Source organism: Bradyrhizobium sp. USDA 3240, from assembly GCF_054063295.1.
Genome location: NZ_JBSSGD010000002.1, coordinates 2,580,222 through 2,598,870, shown reverse-complemented (window position 1 = coordinate 2,598,870; position 18,649 = coordinate 2,580,222). Strand labels below are relative to the sequence as shown.

Here is an 18,649-nt window from a genome sequence, read left to right as displayed (position 1 = left end):
GACGTGATATTGGCGGCTTATGCCCCGCCCGTGGTCGGCCATCGGACTGGTCTGGTTCACGCTCGCGACCGCAATGGCTGCTGCGGCCGCGGCGCCTGCCGCGGCGGAGACCTTGGTCAATTTCCCCTCGCTCGACGGGACGACTGACCTGATCGGTCATCTCGACCGTCGCGAGGGCGCCGCGCCGCGGCCGGCGGTGGTGCTGATGCACGGCTGCTCCGGTCTCAACGATAAGAAGGGCCGCGTGTTCGGGATGTATCGCGCCTGGGCGCGGGCGCTGGCGGTGCAGGGCTATGTCACCTTGATCGTCGACAGCGCGACGCCGCGCGGCCTCGGCCAGACCTGCTCGAGCGGTCCCGACCGCCCCCGGATGTGGCGCCAGCGGCCGAAGGATGCTTACGGCGCGCTGCAGTATCTGCAGGCGCAGCCATTCGTGAAGCCCGATCGGATTGCGCTGATGGGCTGGTCGCAGGGCGGCGGAGTGGCGCTGCTGTCCATCAATGACAAGAGCATCGGGCGGCCGGCGGCATTGGCGCAGGATTTCGCCGTCGCGGTATCGCTCTATCCCGGCGCCTGCGCCGAAACCTACCAGTCGAGGCCGTTCACCAATGTGGAGCCGAACAGCTGGACCACCAGGGTGCCGCTGCTGGTGCTGATCGGCGAGGCCGACGTCTGGACGCCATTCAAGCCGTGCGACGCCTTCATCGCGGCGGCCAAGGCGCGCGGCAATCCGGTCGAGCTGAAGAGCTATCCCGGCGCGGTGCATGCCTTCGACGCGCCCAACCTGCCGCGTACCGAACTGCCGGCCTATACGATGCCGGACGGCGTCATTCCCGTGATCGGGACTGATCCCGACGCGCGCAAGGATGCATTTCCGCGCGTGCTGGACTTTCTGAAGCAGCATCTGGAATGATGTGCCCCCATGACGTGCTCCCCTTTAAGGATTTCAAATGACCTGGTCCTTCCTGCTGACCACCCTGATCGTGGTCGCCTCGCCCGGCACCGGCGTGCTCTACACCCTGGCGGTGGCGCTGACCCGCGGCTCGCGCGCGAGCGTGGCGGCGGCGTTCGGCTGCACGCTCGGGATCGTGCCGCAGATGATCGCGGCGATGCTCGGCCTTGCCGCCATCCTGCACACCAGCGCCATGGCGTTCGCGGCGCTGAAATGGGGCGGCGTGGTCTATCTGCTCTATATGGCCTGGCAGGCGCTGCGCGAGCGCGGCGCGCTCGCCGTCGACACCGAGATCAAGCCGCGCTCGAGCGGGCGGGTGATCGTGACCGCGATCCTGATCAACATCCTCAATCCGAAGCTGTCGATCTTCTTCCTGGCGTTCCTGCCGCAGTTCATCGCCGTCGACGAACCCCATCCGCTGGCGCGGATGGTCGAGCTCAGCTGTGTGTTCATGGCGATGACCTTTGCGGTGTTTGCGGTCTACGGACTGTTCGCGGCCTCAGTGCGTGACCGCGTCATCACCCGGCCGAAGGTGATGGCCTGGCTGCGGCGCAGCTTTGCCGCGGGCTTTGCCTTGCTCGGCGCCAAGCTCGCCTTCGCGGAGCGCTGAGCTCGTATTCGCTCGCGGCTTGCGGCAGGCAATAAAAAAGCAGGCCTTGCGCCTGCTGCCTTGCGTCCCTGCCTGGGGTGGTGGTCCGGATCGGGTGCCCGGGCAGGGCAGGAGCCGCTACCCGGGCGAGAAAATTGGTTACTTCTTGGCGGCCTTCTTCTTGGTGGCCTTTTTCGCCTTCGCCTTCTTCGCCTTCTTCGCTTTCTTAGCCATAGTATCCTCTCAGGGTTTCATGGATTGAACGCGACTCCGAGGCATGCTTGGCGGAGGGCCAGCCTCGCAACATCCTCAGTATCAAACTCAGCAGATTCGGAGGCTGCTGCCGCGTGCTGTCACCGCGCTGTCATCGTGTTATCCACAGCTGTTACGTGTTTTCGCCAGTTTTTCGCCAGTGTGCGCGTGTCACGCATCGCGGCGGCGTCGCAACCGTCATGCTTAACGACGCGCAAACGACCGGTTCGGGAATCTTCATCAATTCAAAACCACGGCTCGAATTGGCGCAAGGCGGGTGAGAATCCGTTAAGCGGCGCGGCCACATCCTGTCCCTAAGGCAACGGGGATTGCCATTAGGAGAAAACGCCTTAAGGGGCGGACGGTCATTTCAGAAGAGGCGAGGCCGATACGGGCCTCGAACAGGGGCGATGTTGAGCGTTCCGACGCTTTGGACGGTATTCGTTATCAATTTTCTCGCGCTCGGCCTGATCTGGGCCTATGTCGCGCGCAGCTATCCGGCCTTCGGCGCGGCGCGGTTCTGGACCGCGTCCGCCTTCGTCGCGTCCGCCGGCGCGGCCTGCGCGATGCTCCGCGTGATGATGACGGACTCGCTGCTGCCGCTGCTCGCGGCGGGGACGCTGATGGTGTTCGCCGCCGGCCTCGCCGCGATGGGCATCGAGCGCTTCTACGGCAAGCCGGTCGGCTGGCGCAGCACTGCGCTGTCCACCGCACTCGCTTTCGTCGGCCTCGGCGTCTTCATCTTTGCCTACAACAGCATGCCGATGCGCATCCTGGTCTACACCATCGCCCAGGTCACGCCGCTTGCGCTGACGCTGAAGCTGTTGCTGTCGCCCGAGAATGGCCGCGTCAGCCCCGGCGCGCGGCTTGCCGGAATAGTGGCCTTGGTGCTGATCGGCATTTACGCGCTGCGCCTCGTCGGCGCCGTGCTGGAGCCGGGCGAGTTCACCTTCGTTCGCTTCAATGCGAGCCAGTCGCTGGTGATCCTGCTGATGGTATTCCTGTCGATGGCGCTCAATTTCGGCTTCCTGCTGATGGCGATCGACCGGCTGCGCAACGAGGTCGCCGACCTCGCGCTGCTCGACGATCTCACCGGCGTCGGCAACCGCCGCCATCTCCTGCAGCGGCTGACCGAGGAATGCGCGCGCTCCGACCGCAACGGCGAAGCCTTCGCGCTGCTGGTGATCGACCTCGACGGCTTCAAGGGCATCAACGACACCCATGGCCACGCCGCCGGCGACGCCTGCCTGCAGCACTTCACGCTGATGGCGCAGACAAGGCTCCGCCCGGGCGACATGCTCGCCCGCACCGGCGGCGACGAGTTCTGCATCGTGCTGCCGTCGTCGACGCTGCGCGAGGGCGCGATGATTGCCCGCCGCGTGCTGGAGGTCTGCCGCGCCGACGCCGAGCAGTGCACCGGCAACGACATTCCGATCGCGGTCTCGATCGGCATCGCGCAATGGACCCGCGAGATCGGCCTGCATCCCGACCGGCTGGTCGCCGCCGCCGACCACGCGCTCTACGATGCCAAGAAGGGCGGCAAGAACGGCTATGCGACCTATGAGCCGAAGCTGCCGCCCGAGATGGTCCATCTGGTGAAGGCGAGCCTGCGCCAGCGCGCCTGAGCATGCTACGAGGGGCGATGGATATTTCCGTGATGCCTCGCCTGCTCACCGCACTCCTTGCGCTCGTCCTGTCCTCCGCCGTAGCAGCCGAAGGCCCCGATCTCGCTGTCATCGCGCGATCGCAGGGCACGCCCGAGATCCCCGGTCTGAAGATGGTCTGGCTGTCGCCCTGGGGCGACGTGGCCAAATCGCATCCCTGGCGCAACATCATCGTGCACCAGACCGAAGGCCCGGCCGGCTCGGCGCGAAATGGCGCCGCCGAACAGCACAAGAACCCGACCCGCCGCGGCGTGATGGTCTGGGTCGAGACCGACGGCACGGTCTATTGGGCGGTCGCCGACAATCTGGTCCCGACCCACACCGACGGCGCCGACCGCAACGACAACAAGTACATCGACAACAGCAAGACCTATCGGCAGGTGAACAAGGACACCTCGATCGGCGTCGAGTTCGCCGGCAATTTTCCGGATGTCACGAAGAGCCCGACGGACGCGCAGATCGCCGCCTGGCGGGTGCTGGTAAGGGTGCTGCGCGCGCGTTACGGCATTCCGCTCGACCACGTCTATGCGCACAACTGGATCGACTTCAAGGACGCCCGCTATTGCGAAGGCTGCGCGCTCGCGACCATGGCGCGAGAGTGGGGCGAGTAGGGCGGGTCGTCGTCATGCTTGGACGAGGACACTCGGCCCAGCATATAGTCGTCATCGCCCGGCTTGACGCCACCGCGTACCGGGTTCCCCGCTTTCGCTGAGCCTTTCCAGAACAAGCGCTCGCGTTAACGACGCTTGGCGATTTCCGGCCTGAGCGAAATCGCTTCGAAGCTTGTTAAAATTTGCTGGGTACCTGTTCGAAGCACAGGGATCGGGGGAAAGACATGGCAAAGCGGGCCAAACGTAAGAAGACTGAAGCGCTCGCGCTACCGGTGGCGGGAAGAGTAGCAATTGGCGCCGTGGCGGCTGTCGCATTGGGGTACGGTCTGCTGTGGCGGCCGGCGAGCGTTCAACCGGTACGGAAGCAAGCCGCGCATCAGGTCCCGGCGCCATCCAGTCCTACCCCATCGGCTTCTGCACCATCGACTCCTGTTCACGTTGCGGCGCCGGTGCAGGCTCCAGCGCCAGCTCCGGTTCCAATTCCGGTCCCAGCGCCCGCGCGCCGGATCGAAACACCAAAAGCCGCTGACGCTCCCGGAAGATTTGTTCGGCAGGTGGTTGATTACGCCAGTCACCAGACGCCGGGCACTGTCGTCATCGATACCGGAAACACGTTCCTTTATCTCGTTCTGAACGACGGGCAGGCGATGCGCTACGGCATCGGCGTCGGCCGCGAAGGTTTCACATGGTCCGGTGAACAGACCGTGGCCCGCAAGACAGAATGGCCGGACTGGCGTCCGCCGGCAGAGATGATTTCGCGCCAGCCTTATCTGCCGCGGTTCATGGCAGGCGGTCCCGGCAATCCGCTCGGCGCCCGGGCGATGTATCTGGGCGATACCGAATATCGAATTCACGGCACCAACAAGCCCGACACGATCGGGAAGCGGGTGTCGTCCGGCTGTATCCGGCTCACCAACGACGACGTCATGGACCTCTATGATCGGGTGAAGGTCGGCGCGAAAGTCATCGTGCTTCCGGCACAAGCTGCCCCCATGCTGGCCGAAAAATGAAACGTTCGGCTCTCCGGGTTGGACCGCAAGTCCCCCGGTTCGGTCGCCATGAGCGGCCTTGACCCGACGCCGACATTCGTTGCTCGGTCGCATTCGATCAGGCTATGGGTGGTCATCGAACTTGGGGGCGCTCGATGCTTCGATGGTTTTGGATTTGCGCCGCGATACTGTACGCTTTGGCTTCCCCTGCGTGGTCGGCAGGGTCGTCCGTACCGTTTGCCGACGGTGGTTACATTCCGGACTTCTTGAAGATCGTCCGTCAATACAACGCGAGCGGCGACGAATTTCGCATCGAAGGGATTTGCAAATCAGCTTGCACGCTGTTCCTCGGCATCCGGAATGTCTGTGTTCAGCGCGATGCTCAACTGATGTTTCACGCTGGCCACGACCTTGCGGAAAACCGCATCGGCCCCGATACGCGTGCGAGCCGTGCGCTACTTTCCCGGTATAATGAAGGATTGCGGCGCTATCTGCTCGAAGGCCATCATATGGATAGCGATGCATTCCATACGCTGGAAGGTCGCGTGCTGATCGAGCGCTTCGGCTATCGGGAGTGTCCACCGAGCGAGGGGACGCCCTCAACCCGATAGGCAGAGCGGCTGCTTCCGGCCCTTGGCCGACATGGCCAGGAGCGCCTTGGGCGAGCAGTGAGGGTGAGCCGAAGCACGCCTGTATCCGTCCACGGCTCCCCACTTTCGTCAATTTTGAACGCCATGTCAGATGTGGAATTTTTGCCGAAGCGTGGCGATCGGAGCCACGTGATCAATGTTTTCATTCCAAATGATTTGCAGGACGGGTTATGAAGAACGCAACACTGTTTGCCCTCGGTTTGTTGGCGGCGGGAGTTTGGTCACAAGACGGCGCGCGATGTCAGACCTCGCTTTCTCCTCCGCTTTCGATTGCGCCGCCGCCGTCGAATGAGGCAACGGCATCCACGGCCGCAACCAACAGCGTCTGGCCATCGCCGGCGACCGCTAAGAATTCGGCGCCCCGTGCCGCTAAAGATTTGCCGCCACGCCCGACTGCCCCACGATCTGCTACCGTCGAGCGCACGCCGTTAGAGCCCGACAGCGTTTCGCAGGCTCAAGTGATCGACAGGTCGCGGCCGTCGGCCAGACCTGTCACCGATTACGATGGCTTTAGCGTCGGCATCGAGGACGACACGTCAAGCCGGCCGACGCGACCCGTCAAGTCGCACCGGGCGAAGCATCCCGCGCCCGATCAGGAAGCTGATCGTGTCTCTGACCACCAATCGGTCGATCCCGGCGACGATGACAAGCTAAAGAGCAAGCTTACGATTTGCCGCGGCTGTAAGTAACAGGTGACACTCCGGGCGGACGTTTTGATTGGCCCTTCATTTTTCTGGAAGTCTTGCGGCGCAAGAACTATCGCCCGCAGCAGATTTCTGAAGCTGCCACCGGGCATCGCCTTTTGACCCAAACGAACTCCGTTGATCCTCGATAGGGAACAAGTTGCCAGGAAACCACAGCTATCGAAGGGAATGTCAGCTGATCGCATTTCTCGTGGCGGCGCTCTCGCTCGCGGCCTATTAGTGAGGGACTGCAATTAGTGATTTTGAGTCGAGCATTTTGGTTCTGACGTACTGATTGATCACAGCGGGAAATGGCGGTGGAGCCAATTCCTCGAGCTGCGGGGTAAATCGCGAAATGAATTTTAGCGGTCAATCGCAATCCAATCGTTCAAATCCAGCGCATTCCATACCGGTACCCTCCGTCGATCAAACGAGTGGGAGCCGTTGCATCGAGACGCGCTTTGGATTCAAGGCAACTGATTTGATCGTCTACCGCGGCTCACGGCGTCGGGCAGATTGTCGCGATCGAGGAACAGGCGGTGGCAGGAGCTCAGCTTGAGTTCTTTGTCGTCTATTTCGCGAAAAGCAAAATGACGCTGCGAGTTCCTACAAGAAAGGCGGCAAGCGTCGGGATGCGTGAGCTTTCCGATCCGGCGGCCATTCAGCAAGCGCGAAGTATCCTGAGTCAACCGCCTCGCAGAGCGCGCGGTAATTGGTCCCGGCTTGCTCAGGAATATGAGAGCAAGATCAAGTCGGGAGATATTCTCGCGATCGCAGAGGCGATGCGCGATCTCTATCGGCCGGAGTTCAATTCCAGCCAAAGCTACAGCGAACGACAGCTCTATACGGCTGCGCTCGAGCGCCTTTCGGGAGAGGTTGCCGTTGTCGACGGCGTCACCGAAGAAGAGGCCGCCAGAGGGCTTGAAAGTCTGATGACGACTACGGCAAGGCGAGGCGCTTAGAGCAGTCTCTGGAGATCGGGACGCTTCCGGCGAATCTTCAGCGAGACGCTCCGCCGGGGCTTGGGAGTGCGCTGGAGCTTAGCGGCCGGCCGGCTCATGGCTCAGCGATACTTCCGGCATTCACGCGCTCCTCATAGGAGACAAGCTTCGCGATGCTGATCGCTTCTCACTTGTCGAGCCTTGTCTCGGCCGGGTCCATCTTGCCGCACACCGGTTACGACCAGGGCACAACGCCGCCCGCTTAAAATACACGCGGGCAGCGTTGCCTCTAGCCCCAGGATGTAAAGTGCAAAATCCTGACGAATAGAAAACTGCGTTGTCCTGAAAACGTTGCTTACCCAGAAGGGGTAGCGGGGCGATCGTGAGACGCGACCAGTGCTGCCTTTGAAGCGCCAGCGCGCCGGCACCACCTGCATGTCAGCATTTGCCCCCTAGCCGACGTGGCCAGGAGCGCGGCAGGATGATGATGGGTATCGCTGCGCGCCATCCATCGACCAGACAAAAACAAAAAAGCCGGCGTTGCCGCCGGCTTTCGTGTCTGTTGGCTTGCCGCCGCGCGATCAGTGCGCGGCTTCGAGTGCAGCTTCCTGCCGGGCGATCGTGCCCTTGACGGCCGACTGCACCTTCTCGAACGCGCGGACCTCGATCTGCCGCACGCGCTCGCGCGACACGCCGAACTCGGCGGCGAGGTCTTCCAGCGTCATCGGCTCATCGGCCAGACGCCGCGCCTCGAAGATGCGCCGTTCGCGCGGGTTGAGCACGCCGATCGCACCGTTCAGGGCCTGGCGGCGATGATCGAATTCCTCGCTCTCGGCCATCAAGGCTTCGGCGTTGGGCGAGTTGTCGACCAGCCAGTCCTGCCATTCGCCGGCTTCGCCGTCGTCGCGGATCGGGGCGTTGAGCGACGCGTCACCGCCGAGGCGGCGGTTCATGTCGACCACGTCCTGATCGGTCACGCCGAGGCGCTTGGCAATCAGCTTCACCTGGTCGGGGTGGAGATCACCCTCTTCCAGCGCGGAGATCTTGCTCTTCGCCTTGCGCAGGTTGAAGAACAGCTTCTTCTGGTTCGCGGTGGTGCCCATCTTCACGAGCGACCAGGAACGCAGAATGTACTCTTGTATTGACGCCTTGATCCACCACATGGCGTATGTGGCGAGACGGAAGCCCTTCTCGGGCTCGAATCGCTTCACCGCCTGCATCAGGCCGACATTGCCTTCCGAGACGACCTCGGAGATCGGCAAGCCGTAGCCGCGATAGCCCATGGCAATCTTGGCCACGAGCCTGAGATGGCTGGTGACAAGCTTATGCGCCGCGTCGCGATCGTCATGCTCGCGCCAACGCTTGGCCAGCATGTACTCCTGCTGGGGCTCCAGCATGGGGAACTTGCGGATCTCGGCGAGGTAACGTGAAAGGCCGGATTCTCCATTGAGGACCGGCAACGTAGCTGTACGGGCCATTACTTGCGCCCTCCAGTGGTTCAGGCCCCCGATAGCGGCGGGCCCGGCAGGTGGCCGCTGGGTTAAAGCCGGCCATGCTGCGATGTTCCGCGTTGGATATTCAACGCAGGTGCAACATACACCAAACTGTCCGTGATAGGGAAGGATTGCTGACGTCACGTCCCCGTGTGGCAGGTATAACCTGTTGTCATAACGGAGCTTTTCCGGGAGGGGTGCGTCATACCGCCGCTGCCAGCGCCCGCTGCAGGAGAAGCAAATCCTCCGGCAAAGCCGACTCCCAGTGTAAAAGTTCCCCGGTGCGGGGGTGTTCCAAAGCCAGCAGATAGGCGTGCAGGGCCTGGCGGTCGAGGGCGGTAAGTGCGTGCTTACCTTCCGGACCAAGCTGTCCGGCCTTGGTCTTGAAGTGCGCGCCATAAACGCTGTCGCCCATCAGGGGATGGCCGAGATGGGCGAGGTGCACCCGGATCTGATGGGTCCGCCCGGTCTCGAGCCGGCAGGCCAACAGCGAGGCGACCGGCTTGCCGTCGCGGCCGGCAAAGCTCTCGCGCACATCGAAATGGGTGACCGCCTCGCGGCCGCCCTGGCGCACGGCCATTTTCTCGCGGGCATGCGGGTGGCGGTCGATCGGCGCGTCGATCGTGCCATGCGGCCGGTTCGGCACGCCCCAGGCGAACGCCATGTAGCCGCGCTCCATCGCCCCGGTGCGGCCGTGGTCGGCGAATTGCGCGGTCAGCGACTGATGGGCCTGGTCGTTCTTGGCAATCACCATCAGTCCCGTGGTGTCCTTGTCGAGGCGGTGCACGATGCCCGGCCGCTTGACCCCGCCGATGCCCGACAGGCTGGAGCCGCAATGCGCGATCAGCGCGTTGACCAGCGTTCCCGTGGCGTGGCCGGCCGCGGGATGCACCACAAGCCCCCTGGGCTTGTTGATGACGATGATATCGTCGTCCTCGAACACGATATCGAGCGCGATGTCCTCGCCTTGAGGCTCGGCGGGCACGGCCTCCGGCACGTCGATTATGATCGTATCGCCGTTGGCGACATGATAAGCGGGGTCGCGGACGACGGCGTCCTTGACGGTCACGGAACCGGCGAGGATCAGCGCCTTCAGCCGGGACCGCGACAGCTCCGGAGTGCGCTGAGCGAGCACGCGGTCAAGCCGGGCCGAGCCCTCGTCGCCCGCGACGATGACCTCCAGCTTCCGACCGCCATTCGAAGAAACCTGATTCAAATCGACCTGTTGCAAAGATATAGAGCCTTGTGATGACCGACACCGCTGTGACCGAACCGACCCCCGACCAGGCCGCGCTGATCGCGCGGGTGCGGCGCATGATGCTGATCGCGGGCCTGACCTCGGCATTGGCCGTGGCCGTCGTGTTGATTGCCATCGGCTACCGCCTTTATCGCAGCGAGGGAAGCCCCGTTTCCGTATCCGACGTCACTGCTGCGCTGCCGAAGGGCGCCCGTATCGTCGCAACCGGCGTCGCCGGTGAACGGCTGGTGCTCACGCTTGATATAGGCGGTGCAACAGAGATCCGCACATTTGATGCAAAGACACTGAAACCTGTCGGCAGGCTGACGTTCGTCAACGAGCCCTGATCGCAGCAGTCGCGAAGCGGCGCAGTCGATCAACCAAAAGCTGCAGCATGTTTTTTGCGCATGCGTTCGCGCATCGAGAAGGCGTGCCGCCATCTTTTCGGCTGAGTTGCACGCTCAGCTTGCGCCATGTCGGAGTCCAACCCCAGCGCTTCCAGCGAACAGAGAGTTGAATCCGATGCATCGGGTTCGTACGCGGACCCGACGCGTCGCGCGCTCCTGACGGCACTGGCGGGCTGCGCCTGTCTCGCCGCGATCGAGCCCGCGGCCGCCGACGATGAAGATCAGCCCGGTGCCAGTGAGCGACCACAAAAGGCCGACGTGCTGGTCCGCGCCGAAGGCGACAAGGCCGGCCAGGTCATCAAGTCGGATGATCTGAAGCTCGGCGGACCGCCCATTCGCGCTTGGCCGCAGGATCCGAAGAGTTCCGTCGTCCGCAAGGGTTCGCGGCTCAACGAGGTCGTGCTCGTCAAGCTCGATCCGGGCGAACTCGACGATGCCACGCGCGCCCGCGCACCTGACGGCATCGTCTGCTACTCGGTCATCTGCACGCATGCCGGATGTCCGATCACCGCCTGGTTGAAGCAAGATCAGGGCGACAAGAACGTTCTGAAATGCCTCTGTCACAACTCCGAATACGATCCGCGGCAGAATGCGCAGGTCGTGTTCGGGCCGGCGCCACGTCGCCTCGCGGCCTTGCCGCTGACGGTTGCCGACGGCGCGATCACGGTCGCAGCGCCATTCGTCGGAAAGGTGGGTGCTCAGCAGGGAGGATGAGGCCGCATCGGGATTTCTGCACGACCTAAAAAACAAAACAGAGCAGGGAGGTAGCATCTCATGACAAGCAAGCAGTGGTTACTGTCGAGTTGTGTCGCATTCACGTGCCTCATTTCGACCTACGCCGTCGCAGGGCCGATCGAAAACTACAGTTCCGTCACCTCTGCGCGTCTCGAAAATCCCGAACCCGGCAACTGGATGCTCTATCGCCGGACCTATGACGGACAGGGTTTCAGTCCGCTCAACCAGATCAACACATCCAACGTCAAGGACCTCAAGCCGGCCTGGACCTTCTCGACCGGCGTCATCGAAGGCCATGAGGCGCCGCCGATCGTCAACAACGGCGTGATGTTCGTCGCGACCCCGATGGGGCAGGTGATCGCGCTCAACGCCAAGACTGGCGACGAGTACTGGCGCTACAAGCGGCAGCTTCCCGACGACCTGTTCCAGCTGCATCCGACCAGCCGCGGCGTCGGCCTGTGGGAGGACAAGCTCTATCTCGCCACCACCGACGATCACGTCGTCGCGCTCGACGCCAAGACCGGCAAGGTGGTCTGGGACACCAAGGTCCAGGACTACAAGAAGGGACAGTATCTGACGCTGATGCCGCTGGTGGTCGACGGCAAGGTGATCGTCGGCGGCTCCGGCGGTGAGTTCGGCGTGCGCGGCTATGTCGTCGCCTACGACGCCAATAGCGGCAAGGAGCTCTGGCGCACCTTCACCATCCCCGGTGAAGGCGAGCCCGGTCACGAGACCTGGAGCGGCGACGACTGGAAGTCGGGCGGCGGATCGGCCTGGATGACCGGCACCTACGACAAGGACACCAAGACGGTCTATTGGGGCGTCGGCAACGCCGCGCCGTGGCCCGGCTCGATGCATGCCGGCGACAATCTCTACACCAGCTCGGTGATCGCGCTCGATCCCGACAGCGGCAAGATCAAGACACACTTCCAGTATCACCAGAACGATTCCTGGGACTGGGACGAGGTCGATGCGCCGATGCTGATCGACATGCAGCGCGACGGAAAGTCGTTCAAGAGCCTGGTTCATCCGGGGCGCGATGCGATCTTCTGGGTGCTGGAGCGCAAGCCGGACAAGATCAACTATGTCGCCGGCTGGCCGTTCGTGAAGACCAATGTCTGGAAGGGCATCGAGGCCGAGACCGGCCGGCCGATCCTCGATCCCGACCACAAGCCCGTGCTCGGCAAGCGGGTCGAGTTCTGCCCGTCGCTGTGGGGCGGCAAGGACTGGCCGTCGGCGGCCTATAGCCCGAACACCAAGCTCGTCTACGTTCCCGCCAACGAAAACTTCTGCGGCGGCTTTACCGGCGAGAAGCAGCCGCTGGTTCCCGGCCAGCTCTGGCTCGGTACCAAGCCGGAGGACATCGGACTAACGCCCGCACCCAATGCCGATCATTTCGGTGAGTTGCAGGCGTGGGATCCGGCGACCGGCAAGAAGGTCTGGCAACACGACTACAAGACGTCGCAGCTGTTCGGTGCGGTGACGGCCACTGCGGGCGATCTCGTTCTCGCCGGCGGCACCAACGACCGCGCCTTCCGCATCTTCAACGCCAAGACCGGTGAGCTGTTGTGGGAGCAGAAGACCAACTCCGGCATCATGGCGATGCCGATGTCCTATGAGGTCGATGGCACGCAATACATCGCGGTCCAGTCGGGCTGGGGCGTCGACGCGCAGCGCATCCAGGACGCGCTGGCCGGCAAGGTCGCGGGCTTCGAGAACAACGTCCCGCAAGGCGGCGTGATCTGGGTGTTCGCGCTCGACAAGAAGTAAGGCGCAACCAAAGCTTCGGTTCTGTTGATTCAGAACCGAAGCTTCAGGAAACGCTTCTCACCGATAGGGGGCGATGCGATCGGGAAGCGGCGGTTGGGGAGACCGCCGCTTCCTGGTCCGCTCCGTTATTTGCCCTTGGTGTCAACCTTCTGCTTCTCGTCCTCGTTCATCTTCTTGATCGTGGGATCACGGCTGGCCTCACCGGTGGTTTGGCCGGTGGTCGCGGGCGGCGCATTGCTCGGAACTGAGGTCTGGTCCGGCAGTACCTTGGCCGGACGCGTCGCGGTCGTGCTCGGCGGCGAGGCGGTCTGCGCAAACGCTGCCTGTGTCGCAAAAAGCAAGACGCCCGCGGACAAGGTTGCCGCGAGCGTCCTGAATGTTCGAGGTGGGGTTCTCATCGGTCTCTCCATGTGACCGATGAGAACGGCCCGCTCCAGCTAACGTTCCTGTCTCACGTCTCCAGCTGCTTGCCGATCGGAAGGGCGCGGATGCGTTTTCCCGTGGCGGCAAAGATCGCGTTGCTCAGCGCCGGTGCGAACGGCGGCACGCCGGGTTCGCCGACGCCGCTGGGCGGGGTGTCTGCCCCCGGCGGCACGATGTAGACGTTGGTGATCGCAGGCGACTCGTCGATCCGGATCACCGGGAAATCGTCGAAATTGCTCTGCTGCACCTTGCCGTCCTTGAAGCTGATCTCGCCATATTTGGCGAGGCTCAGCCCCATGATCGCAGCACCCTCGATCTGCGAGGCGATCCGCTCCGGGTTGACGTAAGTGCCGCAATCGATCGCGGTGTCGACCCGCGGCACTGTGAGCTTGCCCTTCTCGTCGACAGCCACCTCGACGATGGTCGCGATGTAGCTGACGAAGGAACGATGCACGGCGATGCCGAGACCGTGGCCTTTCGGCACGGTCCGGCCCCACTCGCCCTTCTCCGCAACCAGTTCGACCACCTTGCGGAGCCGCGCGGTGTCGATCGGGTAGCTGTCATAGGGCTCGCCGTAGTTCCAGGGATCCTTCACCGAAGACAGGTTGACGATCCGTGGGCTTCCGATCAGTTCCAGCAGCATGTCCTTCTGGTCGCGGTTCGTCGCATGCGCGATTTCCCCGACCATGGATTGCACCGCGAAGGCGCGCGGGATGTTGGACACCGAGCGGAACCAGCCGATCCGCGTGAACGCGGCCGCTTCCGGATTTTCGCATTGCAGATTGGCGATCTCGAACGGGTTGTCGATCAGGCCCATGCCGAGTTCGAACGGCGCTTCGTGGTTGGCGCCGGCGGCGAAGGTCGAGGCGATGGTCGGCGCTACGCTGCGGTGCCGCCACGCAATCACCTTGCCGCTCTTGTCGAGACCGGCCTCGATCCGTTCCACCGAGACGGTGTGCAGGAAGTCGTGATGCACGTCGTCCTCACGGGTCCATTGCACCTTGACCGGCGCGCCGAGTTCCTTCGACAGCAATGCCGCCTCGAGCGCGAAATCGCATTTCGACTTGCGGCCGAAGCCGCCGCCGAGCAGCGTCACGTTGACGGTGACATTGTCCTCGGGGATGCCGAGCGTCTTGGCGACGTCCTCGCGGGTGCCGCCGGGGCTCTGCACCGGCGCCCAGATCTGGGCCTTGTCGCCCTTGACGTCGGCAACCGCGACCGGCGGCTCCATGCTGACATGGGCGAGATGCGGCAGATAATATTCGCCCACGATCACCTTGTCGGCGCTCTTCAGGGCCGCATCGACGTCGCCTTCCTTGCGCACCACGAGGCCGGGTTTTCGCGCGGCTTCTTCCAGGGACGCACGATACGTGACGGAGTCGTACTTGGCGTTGGCGCCGTCATCCCAGACGATTTTCAGCGCGTCGCGGCCCTTGATCGCGGCACCGGTGTTGCGCGCGATCACGGCCACGCCGCCGAGCGGCTGGAATTTTGACGGCCAGGGCCAGCCCTTGACCTCCATCACCTTCTCGACGCCCGGCACCTTCATCGCCGCGCTGTCATCGAACGACTTGACCTTGCCGCCGGTGACCGGCGGACGGGCGATGACAGCGTATTTCAGGCCGGGCAGCCTGGTATCGGCGCCGTAATGCGCCTTGCCGGTGGTGATGTCGTGCAGGTCGACGATCGAGACCTGGCCCTTGCCGAGATAGCGGAAGTCCGTCGGGTCCTTCAGCTTGAGGCCTTCGATACTTGGCACCGACTCCTTGGCCGCGTCAGCCGCGAGATCGCCGAAGCCGATCTTGCGTCCGCTCGCGCTGTGAACCACCTCGTGGTTCTGCGCTTTCACCTCGGTCACCGGCACGCCCCATTTCTTGGCGGCGGCGGCTTCCAGCATCGAACGCGCGGAGGCGCCGATCTGGCGCATCGGGATCAGATAGTGCCGCGTGCTGCGCGACCCGTCGGTGTCCTGGTTGCCGAACTTGACCTCGTCGCCATGCGCCTGCTGAACGTGGACGCGCGACCAGTCGGCCTCCATTTCTTCGGCGACGATCAAAGGCAGGCTGGTGCGGACGCCGGTGCCCATCTCGGCGCGATGCGCCAGGATGGTGACGACGCCATCGGGGGCGATCGCAACGAACACGCGCGGATCGACCACGACGCCGTGCGGCATCTTGCCGGCGCCGGTCTCATAGGCGAACGCCTGCCGTGTCATCACGGGTGCGGCGAGCACGAAAGAGCCGGCGATGCCGAGACCCTTGAGGATGCTGCGGCGCGACAGGTTCTCGACCTTCACGTGCTTCTCGAAGCCGCGAAGCTTGCCAGAATCGGTGGGTATGTTGGTGCGAATGTTCATGTCACACCCCCGTCGATGCGAGATGGACGGCATTCTCGATCCGCTGGTAGCAGCCGCAGCGGCAGATATTGCCCGACATGGCTTCGCGGATCTGGTCGTGGTTGGGCTTCGGGTTCTGGTCCAGCAGCGCCGCGGCCTGCATGATCTGGCCAGCCTGGCAGTAGCCGCACTGCGGAACATTGACCTGGCGCCACGCCTTCTGCACCGGATGGTCTCCGGTCGGGTGCAGCCCCTCGATGGTGGTGACCTCGCGGCCGGCCGCGTCGGAGACCGAGGTGATGCAGGCGCGCACCGCCTCCTTGTCGATGATCACGGTGCAGGCGCCACACAGGGCCTGGCCGCAGCCGAACTTGGTGCCGGTGAGGCCGGCTTCGTCACGCAGATACCACAGCAGCGAAAGATCCGGGTCGCCGTCCCAATTCTGTTCCTGGCCGTTGATTTTTAGCTTGATCATGGTCTGTCCTCGCTCTGCTTAAGCTGTTGACCGGTGCGGACAGGGCGGAACATCTTCCATTGCCTGCGGCCGCGCTGATGTTTGTTTTTGCCAAGATATTCGTGAGCCAAATTGCCGTGCGCCAATGCCTTAACGTCAAAGCGTCTGCGCTTTGTTCCAAGCACTCCTCTCGCGTCTCGAGCGCCTTGCCCGGCGCAGCATGGTGAAGAGCTGCGATGTTAGCAGAGGCAGGCCGCCGGGTGACTTCACAGCCAGGTGTTTTGCATTTCCGTTTGGCGAAAGCAGGGCCGTGCACGATGCAGACATGACATCCGCAGGTGGCCATCATGCGCGCGGCGCGGCAGCATCGCTGGTCCGTGCGGGTGCGGCGCGCGAGGCCCCGCAGGGGCGCAGGGAGCCGTTCCCAGGCTGCTCCCGTGCCGAAACCGCAGGCACGGCATGGTAAGCATGGATGACAAAATCCTCGCCGCAACGCACAAGCCATCTTGCGGCAGGCCGATTTCGAGGCTATTGCCTTCCATCTCAACGCTCCCTTCGTCTAGCGGTTAGGACGCGGCCCTCTCAAGGCTGAAACAGGGGTTCGATTCCCCTAGGGAGCGCCAGCAAAATCAATCTCTTAATAGCCCGGCACCCGCTTACGTCGAATATGCGTTGAATATACATCAGCGACAGATGACGCACCTTGGCGACCAGTGAACGCGCGAAAACCCGGCCTTAAGACGTTCGATCCTGCCGCTTTGGCGTAGCGCGTTTTCGCGTAGCGGTTGAAGATGATCGCCGAAATTCCGCCACCGGGCTGGATCGCCGGACGCATTTCCAGGATACCCGTCCGATCGATGACTGCGTGGAGTGGCTTCTTCGGAAAGCGTCGATTCGTGCTCCCGCGACCTGCGTGTCGTCCATTCCGCATGGCGCCTGTCCCTGCGCCTTGGCGCGCTTTGCGGCGCTGCGCGCTGCATCTCACGCAATGGCTCAGCAATCGTGTGAAGACGAATCAAGGCCGGCGGGGGCGCCCGTCACGGTCGAGCTATGGCAAACAAGGCAAGTCTCAAATCCGCTGTAGCTAGGTCAGCGTGCAGACGACTCGCTTTTTCAGGCCATCCTGAAGTTGCGCTCGATGGGCAATCGACATTCCTCGACGTGGGGCGGCAAGTGACCCAGGAACGGAAGCGGAATTAGCACGTTGCGGATTATGACACGATATTTCTTCGACTATCGCCCCTCGGACAGCGAAGCCGCGATCGACGAAACGGGGCACGAACTCGAAAGTCTCGAAGCTGCACGAGCGATGGCTTTTGCTGCCCTCGGCGATGCAGCCTTCGACGAGGGGAGGGACGGACATGAGTTCCGTCTGACGATCGACATAAGAGACGGCTCGGAGGTCGTAGGCACCGCTACTGTGACTATCTCAACCACGTGATCCCGCAATGCATCAACGACTGATCGCGCGCTTGCAGGCAGTTTCTGGCCTTGCTCAGGAAGAGCTTGCTGTACTGAACGCGCTTCCTCACACCGTCAGAAAGCTTGATGATCGAGAAAGCATTCTGACGGAAGGTGACGGGGCGTTTACCTGTGTCGTGCTCATTAGCGGCTTTCTATATCGCCGCAAAATCGTCGGTGATCGAAGCCAAATACTTTCGCTGCACGTTCCGGGCGACATTCCCGATTTGATGACTTTGTACTTGCCGACGATGGATCACGATCTGATCAGCGTCGGGCAAAGCATCGTAGGGACAGTGCCGCACGCGGCGCTACGGGCGATGTTCGACAAGCAGCCCTCGTTGGTCCATACGTTCTGGCGCGAGACACTTATTGACGCGGCAATCTTCCGGCATTGGGTCGGCAACCTCGGCGCCTTGGATGCCCTTCATCGCGTTGCACAACTGTTCTGCGAACTTGCCGTACGTCTTGAGTTTGTAGGCCTGCTCAACAGGGGCAGCTTTGCTTTCCCGCTGACGCAGGCAGATATTGGATCAGCTTGTGGCCTTTCGACAGTTCATACCAACAGAACGTTGCAGGCCCTTCGGAGGCGAGGGCTGTTAGAATGGCGTGGAGAGATGGTGACGCTTCCGAACCGCGGAGAACTGGAAGCGCTTGCTGATTTCAACGCTGACTATCTGCAACGAAGTTCGAAATCGGCGTAGTCGGTCTATGCTGGCGCCGGGCATCCTGGTTTTCTTGCAGTTGGTGTCTGTCATCGGGGCGCCAGATTGGGCGGGGCCACAGTCTCTCCCGGAGAACGGCGGCCCCTGACCGCGCGATACGCATGACCAACGCCAATCCGCGCGGCTGGCACGATGATTGGCCGTAGACCGAGGGGCAGCAACGCAATTCAGTTCTTAACCTTGCTCATTGCGGTTAACGGGCGGGCCGGGCCGGCTGTCGCACAAGCGGTCATCGTTAGCTTTCGTTGCGAGGCTTTTCGCGCACCTGACTGGCGATT

At 62.9% G+C, this 18,649-nt stretch carries 18 protein-coding genes and 1 tRNA gene; 14 read left to right on the top strand and 5 right to left on the bottom strand.

Features of this window, described 5'->3' with window-relative positions; genetic code table 11:
* The first annotated feature begins 19 nt into the window (after window positions 1-19).
* The 8 genes from ACVIGA_RS12985 (at window position 20) to ACVIGA_RS12950 (ending at window position 7,352) form a co-directional block, all read left to right on the top strand.
* Entirely contained in the window at window positions 20-913 is an 894-nt protein-coding gene (locus ACVIGA_RS12985) for a dienelactone hydrolase family protein (RefSeq protein ID WP_456666693.1), read from the top strand.
* A 37-nt stretch (window positions 914-950) separates the two neighbouring features.
* Window positions 951-1,562, top strand: a complete 612-nt coding sequence (locus ACVIGA_RS12980) for a LysE family translocator (RefSeq protein WP_097671519.1) — start codon at window positions 951-953, stop codon at window positions 1,560-1,562.
* A 641-nt stretch (window positions 1,563-2,203) separates the two neighbouring features.
* Window positions 2,204-3,418: a GGDEF domain-containing protein gene (locus tag ACVIGA_RS12975; RefSeq protein ID WP_456666692.1), complete on the top strand. Its 1,215-nt coding sequence runs from the start codon at window positions 2,204-2,206 to the stop codon at window positions 3,416-3,418.
* 32 nt (window positions 3,419-3,450) lie between these two features.
* Window positions 3,451-4,068: a peptidoglycan recognition protein family protein gene (locus tag ACVIGA_RS12970; protein ID WP_456666691.1), complete on the top strand. Its 618-nt coding sequence runs from the start codon at window positions 3,451-3,453 to the stop codon at window positions 4,066-4,068.
* A gap of 224 nt (window positions 4,069-4,292) precedes the next feature.
* The gene (locus ACVIGA_RS12965; RefSeq protein WP_456666690.1) at window positions 4,293-5,078 is read left to right on the top strand and encodes a L,D-transpeptidase; all 786 of its coding nucleotides are present in this window, start codon (window positions 4,293-4,295) and stop codon (window positions 5,076-5,078) included.
* 134 nt (window positions 5,079-5,212) lie between these two features.
* Window positions 5,213-5,668, top strand: a complete 456-nt coding sequence (locus ACVIGA_RS12960) for a hypothetical protein (protein WP_456666689.1) — start codon at window positions 5,213-5,215, stop codon at window positions 5,666-5,668.
* Window positions 5,669-5,877: 209 nt separating this feature from the next.
* The gene (locus tag ACVIGA_RS12955; RefSeq protein WP_456666688.1) at window positions 5,878-6,396 is read left to right on the top strand and encodes a hypothetical protein; all 519 of its coding nucleotides are present in this window, start codon (window positions 5,878-5,880) and stop codon (window positions 6,394-6,396) included.
* Between the two features lie 533 nt (window positions 6,397-6,929).
* On the top strand, window positions 6,930-7,352 hold the full coding sequence (locus ACVIGA_RS12950; protein ID WP_456666687.1) for a CarD family transcriptional regulator: 423 nt from the start codon (window positions 6,930-6,932) through the stop codon (window positions 7,350-7,352).
* 560 nt (window positions 7,353-7,912) lie between these two features.
* Here ACVIGA_RS12950 and rpoH read toward each other — a convergent pair.
* Together rpoH and ACVIGA_RS12940 are read right to left on the bottom strand one after the other, a co-directional pair.
* A complete protein-coding gene (gene rpoH, locus ACVIGA_RS12945) occupies window positions 7,913-8,809 on the bottom strand; it encodes an RNA polymerase sigma factor RpoH (RefSeq protein WP_021077401.1) in 897 nt (298 codons plus the stop codon).
* A gap of 217 nt (window positions 8,810-9,026) precedes the next feature.
* Entirely contained in the window at window positions 9,027-10,007 is a 981-nt protein-coding gene (locus tag ACVIGA_RS12940; RefSeq protein WP_456670796.1) for an RluA family pseudouridine synthase, read from the bottom strand.
* A gap of 65 nt (window positions 10,008-10,072) precedes the next feature.
* Between ACVIGA_RS12940 and ACVIGA_RS12935 the strand changes: the two genes are divergently transcribed.
* The 3 genes from ACVIGA_RS12935 to ACVIGA_RS12925 all read left to right on the top strand — a co-directional run bounded on the left by ACVIGA_RS12935 (window position 10,073) and on the right by ACVIGA_RS12925 (window position 12,973).
* Complete coding sequence (locus ACVIGA_RS12935; RefSeq protein ID WP_223977202.1) at window positions 10,073-10,408, top strand: hypothetical protein; 336 nt, start codon at window positions 10,073-10,075, stop codon at window positions 10,406-10,408.
* 126 nt (window positions 10,409-10,534) lie between these two features.
* On the top strand, window positions 10,535-11,182 hold the full coding sequence (locus tag ACVIGA_RS12930) for a QcrA and Rieske domain-containing protein (protein ID WP_456666686.1): 648 nt from the start codon (window positions 10,535-10,537) through the stop codon (window positions 11,180-11,182).
* Between the two features lie 60 nt (window positions 11,183-11,242).
* Window positions 11,243-12,973, top strand: a complete 1,731-nt coding sequence (locus ACVIGA_RS12925) for a methanol/ethanol family PQQ-dependent dehydrogenase (RefSeq protein WP_223977205.1) — start codon at window positions 11,243-11,245, stop codon at window positions 12,971-12,973.
* A 125-nt stretch (window positions 12,974-13,098) separates the two neighbouring features.
* Here ACVIGA_RS12925 and ACVIGA_RS12920 read toward each other — a convergent pair whose 3' ends face one another.
* Genes ACVIGA_RS12920 through ACVIGA_RS12910 form a run of 3 tightly spaced genes read right to left on the bottom strand, consistent with a single transcriptional unit; the run spans window position 13,099 to window position 16,206 of the window.
* Window positions 13,099-13,371, bottom strand: a complete 273-nt coding sequence (locus ACVIGA_RS12920; protein ID WP_456666685.1) for a hypothetical protein — start codon at window positions 13,369-13,371, stop codon at window positions 13,099-13,101.
* A 53-nt stretch (window positions 13,372-13,424) separates the two neighbouring features.
* Window positions 13,425-15,752 (bottom strand): molybdopterin cofactor-binding domain-containing protein, encoded by a 2,328-nt coding sequence (locus tag ACVIGA_RS12915; RefSeq protein WP_456666684.1) that lies wholly within the window; start codon window positions 15,750-15,752, stop codon window positions 13,425-13,427.
* A 1-nt stretch (window position 15,753) separates the two neighbouring features.
* Window positions 15,754-16,206, bottom strand: coding sequence for a (2Fe-2S)-binding protein (locus tag ACVIGA_RS12910; RefSeq protein WP_074130888.1), 453 nt, complete (start codon window positions 16,204-16,206; stop codon window positions 15,754-15,756).
* A gap of 527 nt (window positions 16,207-16,733) precedes the next feature.
* On the opposite strand from ACVIGA_RS12910, the gene ACVIGA_RS12905 reads away from it, so the two are divergent.
* The 3 genes from ACVIGA_RS12905 to ACVIGA_RS12895 all read left to right on the top strand — a co-directional run bounded on the left by ACVIGA_RS12905 (window position 16,734) and on the right by ACVIGA_RS12895 (window position 18,350).
* Window positions 16,734-16,808, top strand: a tRNA-Glu gene (locus ACVIGA_RS12905).
* A 590-nt stretch (window positions 16,809-17,398) separates the two neighbouring features.
* Complete coding sequence (locus ACVIGA_RS12900; RefSeq protein ID WP_456670795.1) at window positions 17,399-17,626, top strand: DUF6894 family protein; 228 nt, start codon at window positions 17,399-17,401, stop codon at window positions 17,624-17,626.
* A gap of 7 nt (window positions 17,627-17,633) precedes the next feature.
* A complete protein-coding gene (locus ACVIGA_RS12895) occupies window positions 17,634-18,350 on the top strand; it encodes a Crp/Fnr family transcriptional regulator (protein ID WP_456666683.1) in 717 nt (238 codons plus the stop codon).
* Window positions 18,351-18,649: the final 299 nt, after the last annotated feature.